Origin of the sequence: Streptomyces sp. NPDC102437 (genome assembly GCF_044765565.1) — a bacterium.
Classification (GTDB): domain Bacteria; phylum Actinomycetota; class Actinomycetes; order Streptomycetales; family Streptomycetaceae; genus Streptomyces.
In genome coordinates, this window is sequence record NZ_JBIWKI010000023.1 from 1 (window position 1) to 17,348 (window position 17,348).

16 protein-coding genes are annotated in these 17,348 nt (G+C 70.7%); 1 reads left to right on the top strand and 15 read right to left on the bottom strand.

Translation table 11 applies throughout. The annotated features are described in order from the left end of the window. The 15 genes from ACIRJP_RS26655 to ACIRJP_RS26725 form a co-directional block, all read right to left on the bottom strand. A partial coding sequence (locus ACIRJP_RS26655) for a flavodoxin-dependent (E)-4-hydroxy-3-methylbut-2-enyl-diphosphate synthase (protein ID WP_351265999.1) occupies positions 1–181 on the bottom strand: 181 nt, incomplete at its 3' end. Between the two features lie 4 nt (positions 182–185). Continuing rightward, entirely contained in the window at positions 186–1,205 is a 1,020-nt protein-coding gene (gene hpnH / locus ACIRJP_RS26660) for an adenosyl-hopene transferase HpnH (RefSeq protein ID WP_266727918.1), read from the bottom strand. A 5-nt stretch (positions 1,206–1,210) separates the two neighbouring features. Then, positions 1,211–1,870: a 1-hydroxy-2-methyl-2-butenyl 4-diphosphate reductase gene (locus ACIRJP_RS26665; RefSeq protein WP_404179008.1), complete on the bottom strand. Its 660-nt coding sequence runs from the start codon at positions 1,868–1,870 to the stop codon at positions 1,211–1,213. Next, the gene (shc, locus tag ACIRJP_RS26670) at positions 1,870–3,870 is read right to left on the bottom strand and encodes a squalene--hopene cyclase (protein WP_404179011.1); all 2,001 of its coding nucleotides are present in this window, start codon (positions 3,868–3,870) and stop codon (positions 1,870–1,872) included. The genes ACIRJP_RS26665 and shc overlap by 1 nt, the downstream gene beginning before the upstream one ends. Before the next feature lie 109 nt (positions 3,871–3,979). Beyond that, the gene (locus ACIRJP_RS26675) at positions 3,980–5,083 is read right to left on the bottom strand and encodes a polyprenyl synthetase family protein (protein WP_404179014.1); all 1,104 of its coding nucleotides are present in this window, start codon (positions 5,081–5,083) and stop codon (positions 3,980–3,982) included. Beyond that, positions 5,080–6,468 carry a hydroxysqualene dehydroxylase HpnE gene (gene hpnE / locus ACIRJP_RS26680; RefSeq protein WP_404179017.1) on the bottom strand — a complete coding sequence of 463 codons (1,389 nt, stop codon included), beginning with the start codon at positions 6,466–6,468 and terminating at the stop codon, positions 5,080–5,082. The genes ACIRJP_RS26675 and hpnE overlap by 4 nt, the downstream gene beginning before the upstream one ends. A 118-nt stretch (positions 6,469–6,586) precedes the next feature. Then, positions 6,587–7,507 (bottom strand): presqualene diphosphate synthase HpnD, encoded by a 921-nt coding sequence (gene hpnD / locus ACIRJP_RS26685; protein WP_404179020.1) that lies wholly within the window; start codon positions 7,505–7,507, stop codon positions 6,587–6,589. A gap of 29 nt (positions 7,508–7,536) precedes the next feature. Next, positions 7,537–8,457, bottom strand: a complete 921-nt coding sequence (gene hpnC / locus ACIRJP_RS26690; protein WP_404179284.1) for a squalene synthase HpnC — start codon at positions 8,455–8,457, stop codon at positions 7,537–7,539. Positions 8,458–8,905: 448 nt separating this feature from the next. Beyond that, positions 8,906–9,691, bottom strand: a complete 786-nt coding sequence (locus tag ACIRJP_RS26695; RefSeq protein ID WP_404179023.1) for an ABC transporter ATP-binding protein — start codon at positions 9,689–9,691, stop codon at positions 8,906–8,908. Continuing rightward, on the bottom strand, positions 9,684–10,613 hold the full coding sequence (locus ACIRJP_RS26700) for an ABC transporter permease (RefSeq protein ID WP_404179026.1): 930 nt from the start codon (positions 10,611–10,613) through the stop codon (positions 9,684–9,686). Before ACIRJP_RS26700 ends, ACIRJP_RS26695 begins: the two co-directional genes overlap by 8 nt. 110 nt (positions 10,614–10,723) lie before the next feature. After that, positions 10,724–11,596 carry a glycosyltransferase family 2 protein gene (locus tag ACIRJP_RS26705; protein ID WP_404179287.1) on the bottom strand — a complete coding sequence of 291 codons (873 nt, stop codon included), beginning with the start codon at positions 11,594–11,596 and terminating at the stop codon, positions 10,724–10,726. An 8-nt stretch (positions 11,597–11,604) separates the two neighbouring features. Next, positions 11,605–12,384 carry a CDP-alcohol phosphatidyltransferase family protein gene (locus tag ACIRJP_RS26710; RefSeq protein WP_404179029.1) on the bottom strand — a complete coding sequence of 260 codons (780 nt, stop codon included), beginning with the start codon at positions 12,382–12,384 and terminating at the stop codon, positions 11,605–11,607. Continuing rightward, positions 12,362–13,423 carry an iron-containing alcohol dehydrogenase family protein gene (locus ACIRJP_RS26715; protein WP_404179032.1) on the bottom strand — a complete coding sequence of 354 codons (1,062 nt, stop codon included), beginning with the start codon at positions 13,421–13,423 and terminating at the stop codon, positions 12,362–12,364. Before ACIRJP_RS26715 ends, ACIRJP_RS26710 begins: the two co-directional genes overlap by 23 nt. Then, positions 13,411–14,148: a sugar phosphate nucleotidyltransferase gene (locus ACIRJP_RS26720; protein WP_382935840.1), complete on the bottom strand. Its 738-nt coding sequence runs from the start codon at positions 14,146–14,148 to the stop codon at positions 13,411–13,413. The genes ACIRJP_RS26715 and ACIRJP_RS26720 overlap by 13 nt, the downstream gene beginning before the upstream one ends. After that, complete coding sequence (locus ACIRJP_RS26725; protein ID WP_404179290.1) at positions 14,145–15,914, bottom strand: DUF5941 domain-containing protein; 1,770 nt, start codon at positions 15,912–15,914, stop codon at positions 14,145–14,147. Before ACIRJP_RS26725 ends, ACIRJP_RS26720 begins: the two co-directional genes overlap by 4 nt. A 438-nt stretch (positions 15,915–16,352) precedes the next feature. On the opposite strand from ACIRJP_RS26725, the gene ACIRJP_RS26730 reads away from it, so the two are divergent. Then, on the top strand, positions 16,353–17,294 hold the full coding sequence (locus ACIRJP_RS26730; RefSeq protein WP_404179036.1) for a cation diffusion facilitator family transporter: 942 nt from the start codon (positions 16,353–16,355) through the stop codon (positions 17,292–17,294). Positions 17,295–17,348: the final 54 nt, after the last annotated feature.

The following is a 17,348-nucleotide window of genomic DNA, read 5'->3' on the forward strand; positions in this document are numbered from 1 at the left end:
TCTGCTGCAACGTCGCACCGATGTCCGACGTACGCGTCGTCGTCATCGACTGCACCGACACCGGCGCATCCCCGCCCACCGCAACCGACCCGACCCGGATGCGCCGCGAGGGGCGGCGCATCGCGAGCGGCCGGGCCGGCAGCCCGGGGAGACCCAGTGCGACCGGTTCTCCAGCGGTCATGACGTCACCGGTTCCCGGAGATGGTCTCGCGCGCGGCGCGCAGGGATTCCTTCAGCGATCCCATGGTGGCGAGCACGGCAGTGGGTTCGTAGCCGCAGTGCGCCATGCAGTTGGCGCAGCGCGGGTCCTTGCCCCGGCCGTACTTGTCCCAGTCGGTCTCCTCGATGAGCTGACGGTACGTCGGTACGTAGCCGTCGCTCATCAGGTAGCAGGGCCGCTGCCAGCCGAAGAGCGAGTAGTTGGGAATGGCCCACGCCGTGCACGGGAAGTCCGCCTTGCCCTCCAGGAAGTCGAGGAAGAGCGGCGAGTGGTTCAGCCGCCAGCGGGCCCGGTTGCCGCCCGCGAAGGTCTTCTTGAACAGTTCGCGGGTCTGCTCGACGCCCAGGAAGTGCTCCTGGTCGGGTGCCTTCTCGTAGGCGTAGGCGGGCGAGATCATCATCTCGTCGACCTTCAGGTCGTCATTGAGGTAATTGAGGACCTCGATGATGGTCTGCGGGGTGTCGGTGTTGAAGAAGGTGGAGTTCGTGGTGACCCGGAAGCCGCGCCGCTTGGCCTCCTTGATCGCCGCGACGGCCTCGTCGAAGACCCCTTCCTTGGCGACCGATTCGTCGTGCCGTTCCCGCAGCCCGTCGATGTGCACGGCGAAGGCGAAGAACGGCGAGGGCGTGAATTTCTCGATCTTCTTCCGCAACAGCACCGCGTTGGTGCACAGGAAGACGTATTTCTTGCGCGCCACCAGCTGCCGGACGATTTCATCGATCTGCGGGTGCATCAGTGGTTCGCCGCCCGCGATGGAAACCATCGGGGCACCCGATTCGAGGACGGCGCCCACGGCCTGGGCCACCGGCATGCGCTGTTTGAGCACGCCGGCCGGGTGCTGGATCTTCCCGCAGCCCTCGCACGCGAGATTGCACGCGTACAAGGGCTCCAGTTCCACGATGAGCGGGAATTTCTCCCGCCTGCGGAGCTTCTGTTCGATGAGGTACGTCGCAACCTTGATGGACTGACGGAGCGGCATGGCCATCTGGCTCACCTCCTGGGGAGCAGCAAAGATCGGTGCCATTCGTAGAAAGCAGGCAGGACGGCACGGAGAACTCGGAAAGCCGATATTCCACCGCGTATCGTTCCGATGCGAACGAGCTCATGCTCCGGAGCATCCACGACCACCCGTACGGCGGCAACCGGGCGCGACCCGGACCGCAGAGCGGTGCGCAGCGTGGCGGCGGACTCCATGTCCACCGCGATGGCTCCGGTGGCCCTCAGTCCGGCTCGCTCATGTCCGCGTACGACATGGTCGGAGCCGGTCAGCGGACCGGTGTGGACGGCGCGGCCGGGTACCGCGCTGGCCAGGGCCTCGGCGAGCAGGCCCGGACCGGTACAGACCGTACGGTCGCCGCCTTCCCGGGTCTCGTCGGCGACCACCAGGTCCCCGGGGTGCATGCCGGGCAGCAGTCCGGCGCAGAAGCCGGAGGCGAGGACCGCCGTGCCGGGCGCCCGGTCCTGACCGAGCGCCCGTGCGACGGCCGCCTCGGCGGCCCTGGGGCCCATGCCCGTACGGAGTACGCTCACCGGGCCGGGAGTGGTGCCGGCCCTGCCCCGGCCGCTGCGCAGGGCGAACTGCTCGATGCCGAGCGCGCAGGCGATCAGCAGCGGCGCGGCGGGGCCGGCCGTCCCCGGGCCGTCGGCCATCACGCCCCCTTGCGAGTGGCCGTGCGGTCGGCGAACGGCTCGCCGTACACGTACCGCCCGAGTGCGGTGAGCGGGAACACCTGGCGGTAGAGGTGGTAGTTGATGGAGAAGTCCCACGGGAATCCGGTGCCGGTGAAGTACGGCTCGTCCCAGGAGCCGTCGGCCCGCTGGGTGGCGGTGAGCCAGGCGACCCCGCGCCGCACGGCGACGCTGTCCCGGGCTCCCGCGGCTAGCAGCGCGAGCAGGGCCCAGGCGGTCTGGGAGGGGGTCGAGGCGCCGTGCCCGATCCACTTCTCCTCCCGGTAGGAGCGCAGGTCCTCGCCCCAGCCGCCGTCGTCGTTCTGCACGGACTCCAGCCAGCCGACCGCGCGGCGGATCGCCGGGTGCGTCACGGGCAGCCCTGCGGCCACCAGTGCGGGAACCACCGACCCTGTTCCGTATACGTAGTTGACGCCCCAGCGGCCGAACCAGGCGCCGCTCGCCTCCTGCTCCGCGAGCAGCCACTCGATGCCTCGCCGGGTGACCCGGTGGCCGGCCCGTCCTTCGACGGCGAGCATTTCCACCACGTGCCCGGTGACGTCGGCGGACGGCGGGTCGATGACCTCGCCGAAGTCGCAGAAGGGCAGCCTGTTGGGGAAGGCGCTGGTGTTGTCGGCGTCGAAGGCGCCCCAGGCACCGTTGCGGGACTGCATGCCGATGTTCCAGCGGACTCCGCGTTTGATGGCGGCCTCGATGCGGGCCCGGTCGGGGTGGCGGACCCGGCGCAGTGCGAGGACCACCTCGGCGGTGTCGTCGATGTCCGGGTAGTTGTCGTTGTGGAACTCGAAGGCCCAGCCGCCCGGGTTGAGCCGGGGACGGCGTACGGACCAGTCGCCGGTCCGTACGATCTCCTCGCCGAGCATCCAGTCGGCGGCCTTCACCAGCGCCGGGTGGTCGGGGCGGACCCCGGCGTCGGCGAGCGCGATGGTGGCGAGGCAGGTGTCCCAGACCGGGGACTGGCATGCCTCGATCATGCGGGCGCCGTCCTCGCGCCACACGGCGAACCGGTCGAGCGATTCGAGTCCGGCGCGCATCACCGGGTGGTCCAGGTCGTAGCCGAGCAGATGCAGGGCGATGACGGAGTACACGGCGGGCGGCTGGATGCCGCCCCAGCAGCCGTCGTTCTCCTGGCGTTCGATGATCCAGCGGGCCGCGGCGTTCATCGCGGTCCGGCGCAGGCCGCGCGGTGCGATCCGGTGATAGACGTGCAGCGCCTTGTCCAGGCGCTGGAAGACACCGTCCCAGCTGGCGGCCGGTGCGAGCCGCCTGGGCGGGTTCGGGTTGCTCCGATCGGCGTGGAGTTCGTCGAGCGGGAAGGGGGCCGGGCGTACCGGCCGCTTCGCCGAGACGATGGTGAGCGGCACGATGGTCTGGCGGGCCCAGCAGCCGAAGTCGTAGATGTTGAGCGGGGCCCATTTGGGAAAGAACATCAGCTCGGGCGGGAGTTCCGGCAGGTCGTCCCATTTCCACCAGCCGAACAGCGCCAGCCAGATCCGGGTGAAGACCCGGGCAGAGGCGATGCCGCCCTGTTCCCGGATCCATCGGGACGCGCGGGCCATGTGCGGTTCGTCCGGCCGGTCCCCGGCCAGCCGCAGGGCCACGTACGCCTCGATGGTGGTGGAGAGTTCGCCGGGACCGCCGTGGAACGTCGCCCACGTGCCGTCGCCCAGCTGTTCGCCGCGGATGAAGCGGCCGGCCGCCCGGACGGTGCCCGGGTCCTGGATGCCGAGGAATTGACGGAGCAGCAGATCCTCGGCGTCCATCGTGACGTTAGTGGCGAGGTCGCCCTTCCACCAGCCCTGCTCGTCCTGCCTGCCGAGGAGGTGCTCCACCGAGCGTTCCGCGGCCCGCCGCGCGGCGGTGAACACGTCGTCCGCGGCGATGGTTGTGTCGGTCGGTTTGCTGGCCGAGGCTGCGCGGGGGTTCACGGCCCCGGTGCTTCCGTCGGTCGTCGCTGTCATGGCTTCCCCTTCGTGCAGTCAGTTCCTCTGCTGTGCTGGGGTCTCCGTCGGCCGGCGCCCTGGCAAGGGCGCCGGCCGGCGACTGCGAGTCATATGGAGCAGATAGTGATCATCTCTTTCGTACGACGACGAAGTCCGCGAGCGCTGTGAGCTGCGCCCGCACGGTCTGCGGCATGTCGATGCGGTGCAGCGCCTCGATGGCGACCGCGTGCTGTCGACGGGCCTCCTGGGCGGTCCACTCGCGGCCGCCCGCCTCCTCGATGAGTGCCGCACGGGCGGCGAACTCCTCCTCGGAGAAGCTGTCGAAATCGATGCTCTTGGCGTCGGCGGCGAGCAGTTCACCCAGGCGCTCCGACGCCGGACCGCCCGCGGCGAGCGCGGCGACGACCGGCAGGGACTTCTTGCGCTGGCGCAGGTCGCTCCAGGTCTGCTTGCCGGTGGACTCGGGATCGCCCCAGATGCCGAGCAGATCGTCGACGGCCTGGAAGGCGAGACCGAGGTGGTATCCGTACGCCTCCAGCGTGTCGGCGGTGCGGTCGTCGGCGCCGCCGAGCACCGCGCCGATGGAGCAGGCGCAGGCGAGCAGGGCGCCGGTCTTGTTGCCCTCCATCTCCAGGCATTCCTCGACGGTGACCCGCTCGCGGTGCTCGTAGGAGATGTCCTGGGCCTGCCCGTCGATGAGCTTGCGGCTGGCCGCGGTCAGCCGGCGGGTCGCGCGGCCCGCCTCGACGGTGCCGAGCTCCAGCAGGACCTCGTTGGCGAGGGCGAAGAGCGCGTCGCCGACCAGGATCGCCTGCGCGGGGCCGTGCACCTTCCAGACGGTGTCGCGGTGGCGGCGCTGTTCGTCGCCGTCCATCAGGTCGTCGTGCAGCAGCGAGAAGTTGTGCACGAGTTCGACGGCCACGGCGCCGGGTACGCCGGCCTCCGCCGGGGCACCGGCGGCCTCCGCGGACAGCAGGGCGAGGGCCGGGCGGACGGCCTTGCCCCCGTCGCCGTCGGCGGGCTGTCCCTGGGCGTCGATCCAGCCGAAGTGGTAGGCGGCGACGGTGTCCATGGGCGGTGCGAGCCGGTCAACGGCGGCCCGGAGCACCGGCGTGGAAAGGGCCCGTCCGCGCTCCAGAAGCGCGGTGACGTCCGTGGTGTCGGCCACGGTGTCGAAAGCCGGATTCGCCGGGGTCACTGACTCTCCTCTTGTTCCGGTGGTACTGCTCATGCCGCCTCCTGCAGCGGATGTTCATGGGGGCGGCCGAGCGCCCGGAGGGCGGCTTCGGCCGCGCTGAACCCGCTGCGGACGGCGCCCTCCATCGTCGCGGGCCAGCCGGTGGCCGTCCATGCCCCGGCCAGGCTGAGGCCGGGCGCACGGGTGCGGGCACCGGGCCGCAGCCGGCCGACTCCGGGGGCGGGGGCGAAGGTCGCCGCGCGCTCCCGGGTGACGAAGAAGTCCCTGATGCCGGCCCCGCGGGCGGTCGGCAGGAGCCGCTCCAGCTCGGGCAGGTAGCGGGTGCGCAGTTCGGCGACGGGGAGGTCGATCTCCTCGTCCGCGGCGGACTGGGACACGGCGAGGTACTGCCCGGGACCGGTGAGTCCGGAGGCGTCGGTGCGGTCGAAGACCCACTGGACCGGGGAGCCGAGCGCGGCGAAGAACGGGCGGCGCAGCACCTTGCGGTCGTAGACGACGTGCACGTTGAGGATCGGCGAGGTGCCGATGTCGAGCAGCCGCTCCGGTGCGTCGAGTGCGCCTTCGGGCAGCAGGTCGTGGGTCTCGCGCTGCGGGACGGCGAGGACGACGGTGTCCGCCTCGATCCGTTCACCGCCGGTGTCCACGATCCAGCCGCCATCGCCCGTACGGGTGATGGCTGAGGCCTTCGTGCGGAGTTCGGTGCGGACGGAGGCGGAGTCGAGGGCCTTGCGGGCCAGCGTGTCGTGCACCTCGCCGAGGGGAACGCTCGCCCAGCCGATGTCGGCGGCGCCGGGTTCGGAGAGGAGTCCGGTCTTGAAGACCTTCGCGGCCAGGGCCAGCGAGGAGTTCGGCGCGGTGGCGTTGAGCGTGGCGACGCCGACCAGGTCCCAGAGGGCCTCGATGGTGCGCGGCGACTGGCCGTGCCGGGCGAGCCAGCTGCCGAAGTCGACGGTGTCGAGCGCGGGGTCGTCGGGATCCAGGCGGCCGAGCGCCAGTGCGGCGCGGCCGACGCCGGCCCGCTCGGCGAGCGAGAGGTGCGGATAGCCGGCCAGCCCGGCGGCGAGGTGGAAGGGCACCGGCAGTGCGTTGCGGCGCAGCCGTCCCAGCCGGGGGCCCGAGGGCCGTCCGACGTCGAGGACCGGCACGTCCAATCGGTTCTGCAGCGGTGCGAGGCTCGTCCCGTCGATCCGGTCGAGGAACCAGCGGTAGGCGGTGCAGCAGCGCAGATAGACATGCTGTCCGTTGTCGACGGTCAGTTCGCCGCGCCGGAAGGAGAAGGCGAGGCCGCCGAGCCGGGGCCGGCCTTCGAGCAGGGTCACGTCAAGCCCGGCATCGGCGAGACGCAGTGCCGAGGTGATTCCGGCGAGCCCGCCGCCGATCACGACCGCGCGGGAGGAGCGCGGGGCGTCGTCCGTCATGCGTCCTCCTTTCGCCAGGTCACTTCAGTCAGGGACGCATCAGCACAGCGGAGGGTTGACCGCCGGGCGGTTCGGGTCTCCGTGCTGCACATGGTGCGCGAGATGTCCGCGCGGCGCATCAGACACGCCTCCTGGTCGTGCGCCGGGAGATGTACCGGGCGTCGAGGCCCGACAGCCCGCGCACCGCCACGTAGGCCTTCTCGTGGCCCGGCAGCGAGACCCGGCCGCGCAGCACCGCCTCGGGGTCGCGCTCGATCCGGTCGAGCAGCCTCCGGTAGATGCCCGCCATGGCCGCGACACACGCGCCGCTGCGCCGGTCCAGCATGGGCAGCAGCCGGTAGCCCTCGGCGAACAGGGTGCGGGCGCGCCGCACCTCGAAGTGGACGAGGCCCGCGAAGTCGGCGCCGGGCGGCGGGGTGGCCCGGTGGAAGCCGGCCGAGCAGCCGAACTTGGCGAGGTCGTCGGCCGGCAGATACGTACGTCCGTTGCCCGCGTCCTCGCGGACGTCTCGCAGGATGTTGGTCAGCTGGAGCGCGAGACCGAGAGTGTCGGCGTACTCCGCGGCCCGGTCGGCGCCCGGGGCGCCGGGCTCGGTGCCGAAGACGCCCAGGCTGAGGCGGCCGATGGCGCCCGCGACACAGCGGCAGTAGACCTTGAGGTCGTCCCAGGTCTCGTACGTCGCACCGCGCACGTCCATCAGCACGCCGTCGATGAGCTCGTCGAGCCCGCCGAGCGGGAGCGGGAACCTGCGCGCGGCGTCGGCGAGCGCGACGGCCACCGGGTCGGTGTCGTCCTCGTCGACCGCTCCGTCCCGGATCCGGTCCAGGACGTCGCGGGTGCTCTCCAGACGGGCCCGCTTGGTGTCCGCGTCCAGTTCGCCGTCGCCGATGTCGTCGACCCGGCGGGAGAAGGCGTACAGCGCCGACATGGCCTGCCGCTTCTCGGTCGGCAGCAGCCTGATGCCGTACGCGAAGTTACGCGCCTGCTGTCCGGTGACCGCCTCGCAGTAACTGTATGCGGCCTGTACCGGTGCCGACATGTACGTCGTCTGTCCCTCCACGGTCCGGCTCACCCCTCTCTACGCGCTCTTCGCAAGACAACTCCCACCTCGCGCAGCAGGCTGGGCTTGGTGGGCTTGGGCGGTCCGGGCAGTACGTCGAACCCGGCGGCCGCGATCGCGGTGAGGGCGGCGCGCCCGCCTCCCACGAATCCGGCGAGAAGGAGCTTGAGCCTGCCGTGCACGCTACCCACCAGGGGGGTGCCTTCATTCAGCAGTTCCCGAGCGCGTTCCGCTTCGTACGCGACCAGTGAACGCACCGATGCGCCCCCCGAGGGGGCGGCGAGATCCGTTTCGACGACATGGAACCGCGCCATGTCGTCGGCGGGGAGATAGATCCTGTCGCGGCCGAGGTCCTCGGTGACGTCCTGGAGGTGCTCGACGATCTGCAGGGCGGTGCAGACGGCGTCGGAGCGGCGGATGCGCTCGGGGCTGGCGGTGCCGGTGATCTGCAGGACCAGCCGGCCCACCGGGTTGGCGGAGAGCTCGCAGTAGGCCAGCAACTCCTCGTACGTCCCGTAGCGGCGGACCTTCTGGTCCTGCCGGTTCGCCTCGATGAGGCCGAGGAAGGGTTCCGGGGTGAGCGCGCAGCGCCGCACGGTGGGGACCAGGGCGCGCAGCAGGGGGTGGCCGGGGCCGTCGCCCGAGGTGTCGAAGACCCGGTGCAGATCGGCCTCGAAGGCGTCGAGCACGGCGAGCCGGTCGTCGGCCTGCGCGGGATCGACGCCGAGGTGGCGGGCGTCCGCGCCGCCGGGGGCGAGATCGCCGTCGCCGATGTCGTCGACCAGGCGCGCGTAGCCGTAGACGGCCATCAGGTCGTCGCGCCAGGCGCGGGGCAGGAAGAAGGGGGCTACGGGGAAATTCTCGTCCGCGGCCTTGTCGAGAGTGCTGGGCACGACGTCGTGGGGATGCGTCTGCCGGGTACGGGTCACCACGGACCGCCCGGCGCTGGGACGGCGTGAGCACCTCGGAGCTGGAGATTTTCCGTCATTGCCGTCACATCTCCCGTTCTACACTGCTGACCCAAAACAACCCATTCCGGACACGCCGCCCGCTCCGCCGAGTGCGGAGCACTGCCTACGGGCCGTACAGCCAGGCACAATCGCCCCACTTGCCTCGAATCAGCACCGGTACAGCTTACGTTGTACAGCGCTCATCCATACGGCGGGGTGTTGGGCGCCGTGCGGCAACGCTTTCCGCCCCGCCAACCTTCCCCGCACACACGCCGGTTGACGTCATCCGACGGGACGAGATCCTGCCCGGGACATACCGCCGGGCGTGGAGAGCTCCGGTCGGAGGTCCACGATCCGGACGCCGAGGCGGCCTCCGCCGGAGAGCTTCGGCGGAGGCCGCCTCGGTGTCGCGGAACCGGACGGACCGCTACTTTCCGGTCTCGCGCTCGTACGCCTTGAGCACCTCGTCCGTCGGGCCGTCCATCAGCAGCTCGCCCTTCTCCAGCCACAGCACCCGGTCGCAGGTGTCGCGGATGGACTTGTTGCTGTGGCTGACCAGGAAGACGGTGCCGGCCTCCTTGCGGAGCTCCCTGATGCGCTTCTCGGAGCGGATCTGGAACTTGCGGTCACCGGTCGCCAGCGCCTCGTCGATCATGAGGACGTCGTGATTCTTGGCGGCGGCGATGGAGAAGCGCAGCCGCGCGGCCATGCCGGAGGAGTACGTACGCATCGGCAGGGTGATGAAGTCGCCCTTCTCGTTGATCCCGGAGAAGTCGACGATCCCCTGGTAGCGCTCGCGGATCTCCTCGCGCGTCATGCCCATCGCGAGGCCGCCGAGGACCACGTTGCGCTCGCCGGTCAGATCGCTCATCAGCGCGGCGTTCACCCCGAGCAGCGAGGGCTGCCCGTCGGTGTAGACCTTGCCGTGCTCGGTCGGGAGCAGACCGGCGATGGCCCGCAGCAGCGTCGACTTGCCGGAGCCGTTGGTGCCGATGAGGCCGATCGCCTCGCCTCGGTAGGCGGTGAAGGAGACACCGCGTACGGCGTGCACCTTGCGCACCCCGCGCGATTCGCCCTTGCCGCGGCGCATGATCCGGCTCAGCGCCGCGGTGGCGCTGCCCTTGCCGCCGCCGGCGCCGTTGACGCGGTACACGATGTGCACATCGTCGGCGATGACGGTGGGGACGCGCCCCGGAGTCTTGTCGTCAGCCACGGCCGTACCGTTCCTCTGCCTTCCAGAAGTACACGAAGCCCGCCAGGCCGATCAGGACCGCCCAGCCGAGCGCCACGACCCAGACGTGCGCCGGCAGGTTCTCCGAGCCGTAGCCGTCGATCAGCGCGAAGCGGATCAGGTCCATGTAGACGGCCGCCGGGTTGTACTGCAGCACGTCGGCGATCCAGGCCGGCTTGTCCTTGAGCATCACCGGGATGGAGAACATCACGCCCGAGGCGTACATCCAGGTCCGCATGACGAACGGCATCAGCTGCGCGAGGTCGGGGGTCTTGCTGCCGAGCCTGGCCATGATCAGCGCCAGGCCGGTGTTGAAGACGAACTGCATGACCAGTGCCGGAATGATCAGCAGCCACGACAGGCTCGGGTAGCTGCCGAAGGCGACGGCCACGGCCCCGAGCACGATCATCGAGAACAGCAGCTGCTGGAGCTGCTGGAGCGAGAACGAGACGGGCAGCGAGGCGCGCGGGAAGTGCAGCGCCCGCACCAGTCCCAGATTGCCGGAGATCGCCCGCACGCCCGCCATCACCGAACTCTGGGTGAAGGTGAAGACGAAGACGCCGGTCACCAGGAACGGGATGAAGACCTCCTGGGTCATCCCCTTCCGGGTTCCCAGGATGAGCCCGAAGATCAAGTAGTAGACCAGGGCGTTGAGCAGCGGTGTGGCCACCTGCCACAGCTGGCCCAGCTTGGCCTGGCTGTACTGGGCGGTCAGCTTCGCCCTGGAGAACGCCATGATGAAGTGGCGCCGGCCCCAGAGCTGCCGGATGTACTCGAAGAGCCCTGGCCGGGCGCCGCTCACCGTCAGGCCGTACTTGGCGGCCAGGGCGGCCGAGGTCAGGCCGTCGTCGGCGGATGGCGGGGTGCTCAATGCCACCGCACCATCATGGGTTGTGTCACTCACCAGATGAAACTCTCGTATTCAAGATGCGCAGCCGGTCGCGGGCGCGGCTCGGAGCGGACAGGTCCCGTGGAGAAGAAAACGTACGTCCCATGCTCTCAGAGGAGAGCCTCTCAGATCACCGGAGGTCGGCCGAGTCTGGTCAGCCGCCACACCGTGCGCCATCTCATCGGGCGGCGGGTTCCGCACGGCGTCGCCCAGCCCTCCCGGAAACCGCCGAGCCACGCCTTGAGCGCCGGGCCCGAGGGCCTGCGGACCAGGGTGAGCAGCAGCCACACGCCGAGGTAGACGGGGACCAGCGGTGCGGGCAGATTGCGACGGGCCAGCCAGACCCGGTTGCGGGCCACCATGCGGTGGTACACCGCGTGCCGCGAGGGGGCGGTCGTCGGGTGGTCGAGAACCATGTCCGCGCGGTAGTCGATCATCCAGCCGGCGTCCAGTGCCCGCCAGGCGAGGTCGGTCTCCTCGTGCGCGTAGAAGAACTGGCCGGGCAGCGGCCCGACCTCGGCGATGACCTTGGTCCGTACGGCGTTGGCGCCGCCCAGGAAGGTCGTCACGCGTGAGGAGCGCATCGGATCGGAGGCGCGCAGCCGTGGCACGTGGCGGCGCTGCGTGACCCCGGTGTCCGGGTCGGCGATGCGGAAGCTGATGATGCCGAGACCGGAATCGGCCTCGAAGGCCTGCCGGCAGAGCTCGGCGGTGTCGGTGAGCGGCAGCAGCCCGTCGTCGTCGAGGAAGAGCAGGGCGTCCACGTCGGCGCCGGACGGGCCGAACGCCTCGATCCCGACGTTTCGGCCACCGGGGATGCCCAGGTTCTCGGGCAGCTCGACGGTCCGCACTCCGGCGGGGACGTCCGGCACGGGGGCGCCGTTTCCGACGACCACCACCTCGATCCGGTCGCCGTCCTGCCGGGCGACCGAATCGAGGAGGGCGCGGAGCTCGTCGGGGCGGTTGCCCATCGTGATGACGACTGCGCCGAGCTTCATGGGCGTGCTCACTTCAGCCTGCTCGACGCCAGGATCGACACGAGGTGCAGGAGCGTCTGGAGCAGCGCGATGCCGGCCAGCACCGCGACCATGAGACGGCTGAAGAACAGGTCGTCGCGGACCGCGTCGAGGACGGCCGCGACCAGGACGACCAGGGACGCCTCGACCCCGAGGATGAGCCGGTGGAACTTGAGCGCGCCGGCGGCCCGGCGGGCGAACGCCATGCCGGACGAGCGCGGCTCCGAGGCGGCCTCCTTGACCGGCGGCAGCCCGCCCTGGTGGCGTGCGACGCCGACGAGGTCGGTCTCGGCCTTGATCAGGATGGCGCCGAGCGCCGCGAGCGTGCCGAGGAAGGCCCAGAGCCAGTCGATCCGCCCGGTTCCCCACAGGTCGGCGGCGCGCAGGCCGAATCCGACGAGCACGGCCGCGTCGCAGAGGTACGCGCCGACCCGGTCCAGGTAGACCCCGCCCAGCGAGAACTGCTGCTTCCAGCGGGCCACCTCGCCGTCGACGCAGTCGAGCAGCAGGTACAGCTGGACCGCGAGCACCCCGAGCAGCGCGCCGGGAATGCCGGGGACGAGCAGGGCCGGTGCGGCAAGCACGCCCGCGACCGTCATCACGTAGGTCAGCTGGTTGGGCGTGATCCTGGTGTTCACCAGGTGCCGGTCGATGCGCAGCGAGATCTCGCGCATGTAGAGCCGACCCGCCCAGTGCTCACCACTGCGCCGGTCCTTCACACCCGGGGGATGCACGACCGGACGGAGTTCAGCTATGGATGGCTTTTGCATAGTCGGCGTACGCGTCCCTGATCTGGTCGGTGGACAGGTTGAGGTGTTCCAGGATCGTGAAGCGCCCCGGACGGGTCTGCGGGGCGTAGTCGACGGCCTGGACGAATTCGTCGGCGGTGAAGCCGATCTCTTCGGGCACGACCGGCAGCCCGTGGCGGCGCAGGGTGGCCGCCATGTGCATCGACTCCTCGCGGGCGCCGCGCAGATACATGGCGAAGCAGGCGCCGAGGCCGACCTGCTCGCCGTGGCTGGCCGCCCTCTTGGGGTACAGCAGGTCGAAGGCGTGGTTGATCTCGTGGCAGGCACCGGAGGCCGGCCTGGAGTCCCCGGCCACGGACATCGAGATGCCGGTGAGCACGAGCCCCTCGGCCAGCACCTTGAGGAAGGCGTCGTCGGCGATCCCACCGGGGTGGCGCAGCACCGCCTCGCCCGCCTGGCGGGCCATGGCCGCCGCGAGTCCGTCGATCTCCTCGCCCTTGACGTCGTGGGCGAGCTCCCAGTCGGCCACGCAGGAGATGTTGGAGACCGCGTCGCCGATGCCGGAGCGCACGAAGCGGGCCGGTGCCTGGCGGACGATGTCGAGGTCGATGACCACGGCGATCGGGGTGGGTACCCCGTAGGAGCCCCGGCCGTTGTCGTTGTCGAGCGTCGCGACGGGTGAGCAGAGGCCGTCGTGGGCGAGGTTCGTCGCCACCGCGACCATGGGCAGACCGACCCGCGCCGCGGCATACTTCGCCACGTCGACGATCTTGCCGCCGCCGAGGCCGACCACGGCGTCGTACCGGTTGCCCTTGATGTCGTCGGCCAGCTTGACCGCCGAATCGAGGGTTCCGTCGCTCACGGAGTACCAGTGGGCGCCGGGCAGCGCGGGGGTCAGCCGCTCGCGCAGGGCCCGTCCCGAGCCGTCGCTTATCGCGACGGCGAGCTTGCCGGAGGCGGAGATCCGCTGGTCCGCGAGGAGGCCGGCCAGGTCGTCCAGGGCGCCGCCACGGATGTCGACGACGACCGGGGACGGGATGAGCCGCGTCAGTACTGGCACGCGATCTCACGGCCCTTCGCGAGGTCGTCGTGGTTGTCGATCTCCACCCACGTGACTTCGCCGATGGGGGCCACGTCGACCGTGAAGCCGCGGTTCACGAGCTCCTGGTAGCCGTCCTCGTAGTAGAGGTCGGGGTCGCGCTCGAAGGTCGCCTTCAGGGCGTCCGCGAGCTCCTCGGCGGCCTCGGGCTCGATGAGGGTGACGCCGATGTACTCGCCGGTCGCGGTGGCCGGGTCCATCAGCTTGGTGATGCGCCGCACACCCTTGCCGTCCTCGGTGATGACCTTCATCTCCTCGTCGGCGAGGTGCTTCACCGTGTCGAGGGCGAGGATGATCTTCTGGCCGTCGCCCCGGGCGGCGAGCAGGGTCTTCTCGACGGAGACCGGGTGGACGGTGTCGCCGTTGGCCAGGATCACGCCACGCCCCAGCACCTCACGGGCGCACCACAGGGAGTAGGCGTTGTTCCACTCCTCGGCCTTGTCGTTGTCGATCAGGGTGAGGGTCACGCCGTACTTGGCCTCGAGCTCGGCCTTGCGGTCGTACACGGCTTCCTTGCGGTAGCCGACGACGACGGCGACCTCGGTGAGGCCTATCTCCGCGAAGTTGGCCAGCGTGAGGTCCAGCACGGTCTTCTCGCCGTCCACAGGCACGAGGGCCTTCGGAAGCGTGTCGGTGTAGGGGCGCAGACGCCGTCCTGCACCGGCTGCCAGTACGAGGCCGATCATGCGGGTTCTCCTTCGTCGTGAACGGCGGGTGCTCCGGAGGACACCCAGAAGCGGATGGACTCCACGAGCACCACCAGTGCCACCGCCACCGCGAGTGCGGTGAGTGCCACGGTGAAAGCCGGATGCTGAGTGAATACGGCGGCGAGTACGGCCACCACCAGGGTGCGGCCCTCGTGCCCACCGATCGTGCGTACCAGCCACCGGGGCGGCGCGCCGGTGCCGCCGCGAATGCGGTACACCGTGTCGTAGTGATGGTAGGCGACGGCCGAGACCAGCCCGAATGCCGCCGGAAGGGCTCCCGGGACATCGCTGCGGGCCGCGAGGATCAGGACGGTGCAGTACTCGGCCGCCCTGAATATCGGGGGCACGAGCCAGTCCAGCGCACCCTTGAGGGGCCGGGAGACGGCCATGCCCGAGAGCATCGCGTAGACCACTGCCGCCAGGATGGTGTGCCAGCTGCCGAAGGGCTGCGAGAGCGCGGAGGCGATCATGAGCGCCCCGGCGAGCAGGGCCGTGATCGGGGCGCTCCAGCTGCCGCCGAGCCGGGGCCCGAAGGCGGCGACGGCCTCGGCCACCGGGCCGGAGTCGGCCAGGTCCGCGAGGGCCTGGGCGGCGCGGTCGGTGCGCTCTGCCTTGCGGGTCAGCGAGCGCAGCAGCCGGCCGGCGGTGGTGTAGCAGGCGGCGAAGGCGCAGCCGACGAGCAGGGCGTAGAAGACGATCCGGGGCGTGGTCACCGCGGTCAGCACCGCGATCATCGCCCAGCGCTCACCGATCGGCAGCACTATCATCCGGCGCGCCCAGACGGTCCAGCCGACGCTGTCGAGCCGGTCGGAGAGCGCCGCCGTGGGGCTGGAGTTGGCCACCGCGTCGTGATTGGCCTCGTTGAACGAGAAGTCGATGACGTGCCGGCAGGCCTGGAGCACCATCGCGCCCAGGGCCAGCGCCCATACGTCGTCACCGCCGCGGGCGGCGCCGAGCGCGAGGCCCGCGTAGTAGGCGTACTCCTTGGCCCGGTCGAAGGTCGCGTCCAGCCAGGCGCCCATCGTCGAGTACTGGAGCGAGTAGCGGGCGAGCTGCCCGTCGGTGCAGTCCAGGACGAAGGAGAACAGCAGCAGCAGCCCGGCCGCGACGTAGCCGCCGCGGGTGCCGGTCGCCGCGCTGCCTGCCGCGATCAGCGCGGTCAGGAGGGACGCGGTGGTCACCTGGTTCGGCGTGAGGCCGCGGCGGGCGCACCAGCGGGCGATGTAGCGGGAGTACGGGCTGATGAAGAACGTGGTGAAGAAGCCGTCGTGGGCCTTCACCGCGCTGCGCAGCCGCACCGCCTCGTCGTCGACCGAGGCGAGGGCGCTCTCAGCCTCGGCGCGCGCGGGTGCGTCCGTCGGCACGGCGGCGACCAGCGAGCCCAGCTCGGGGCGCTGCACCGCGGTGCCCTCGGCGTCCATGGTGACGGCGAGGCGGCCCGGCACGGTGCGATCGGCGACCGCTGCGGTGGACGGGCCCGTGGGCAGGCCCGCGCCGACGGCCTCGGCCGTGGTGTCCAGGGCCCGGACGAGCGCGGGGCGCGCCTCGGGCTGCGCGGTGAGCGCGCCGGGGACGGTGGCCGCGGGGAAGCGGGGGTCGGTAAGTCCGAGCCGGAGGGCGTGGACATGGCCGACGAAACGGGGGTCGACCAGTGCGACCCGGCGGTCGGCGGGGACGGCCGAGAGCAGCCGTGCGGCCTCGGTCACATCGGCGGCGACCTGTACGTCGAAGCCCAGCGAACGCAGGTCGTCCGCGAGCGACGACCCGGGTACCGGTGCACCGGTGAGGATGGCGGTCGACAGACGAACTCACTCCTTGGTGCTGACGGGGTCGGCGCGCGACTGTGCGGCCCGGATGCGGGCCGGCGGCACGTCGGCAGAGGCTATCGGATGAACGGAAGCGCGAGTTCACCGACCGTTTGCGCCCCGTTCGGGGTGGACCGGCATCGTCCGGCGCCGCCCGCGATCATCATCGTCGATCGCCGCCTCGCCTGACAAAACGCGTCGGTACGACCCCGGCCCGTCCTGCCACGCCACCTTCCTGACCTGCAAGCATTTCCGCAGGTCAGAGCATATGACAACGGTGTTCAGTGCCGTGTTGCCGGATACCCCCCACCCGTAGTTCACTGGCAGTGCCCGGGCCGACCGCGTCCGGGACCGCGAGACGACCGGGAGGCGTTCTCCATGGGGGCAGGGCACGACCACGGACACACACACGGCGGGCCGCCGCCCACCGGCACGGCGGCCGCCGCGTACCGGGGGCGGCTGCGCATCGCGCTCTGCATCACGCTCACCGTGATGGTCGTGGAGATCGTCGGCGGGGTGCTCGCCGACTCGCTCGCGCTGATCGCCGACGCGGCCCACATGGCGACCGACGCCCTCGGCCTGGGCATGGCGCTGCTGGCGATCCACTTCGCCAACCGCCCGGCCGGGGTTAACCGCACCTTCGGCTTCGCACGTGCCGAGATCCTGGCGGCGCTGGCCAACTGTCTGCTGCTGCTCGGGGTGGGCGGCTTCCTGCTCTTCGAGGCCGTCGAGCGCTTCATCACCCCGCCCGAGACCAGGGGCGGGCTGACGATCGCCTTCGCCCTGGTCGGCATGGCCGCCAACATGGTCTCTCTGTCGCTGCTGATGCGCGGACAGAAGGACAGCCTCAATGTGCGCGGCGCCTATCTGGAGGTGCTCGCGGACACGCTCGGCTCGTTCGCGGTGCTGGTCTCGGCGGGGATCATCCTGGCCACCGGCTGGCAGGCCGCCGACCCGATCGCCTCGCTGGTCATCGGCCTGATGATCGTCCCGCGCACCGTGAAGCTGCTCAGGGAGACACTCAACGTGCTGCTGGAGTCGGCGCCCAAGGGGGTCGACATGGGGGAGGTGCGCACCCACATCACCGCCCTGCCCGGCGTGCTGGACGTCCACGACCTGCATGCCTGGACGATCACCTCGGGCATGCCGGTGCTCTCCGCCCATGTGGTGGTGCGCCAGGACATGCTCGACTCGATCGGACACGAGAAGCTCCTCCATGAGCTGCAGGGCTGCCTCGGGGACCATTTCGACGTGGAGCACTGCACCTTCCAGCTGGAGCCGAGCGGCCACGCCGAGCACGAGGCGAAGCTCTGTCACTGAGGGGCCGGTCCGACGGGCCCGTGTACCGGGCCGTGTAGGGTATTCGCAGAGGCG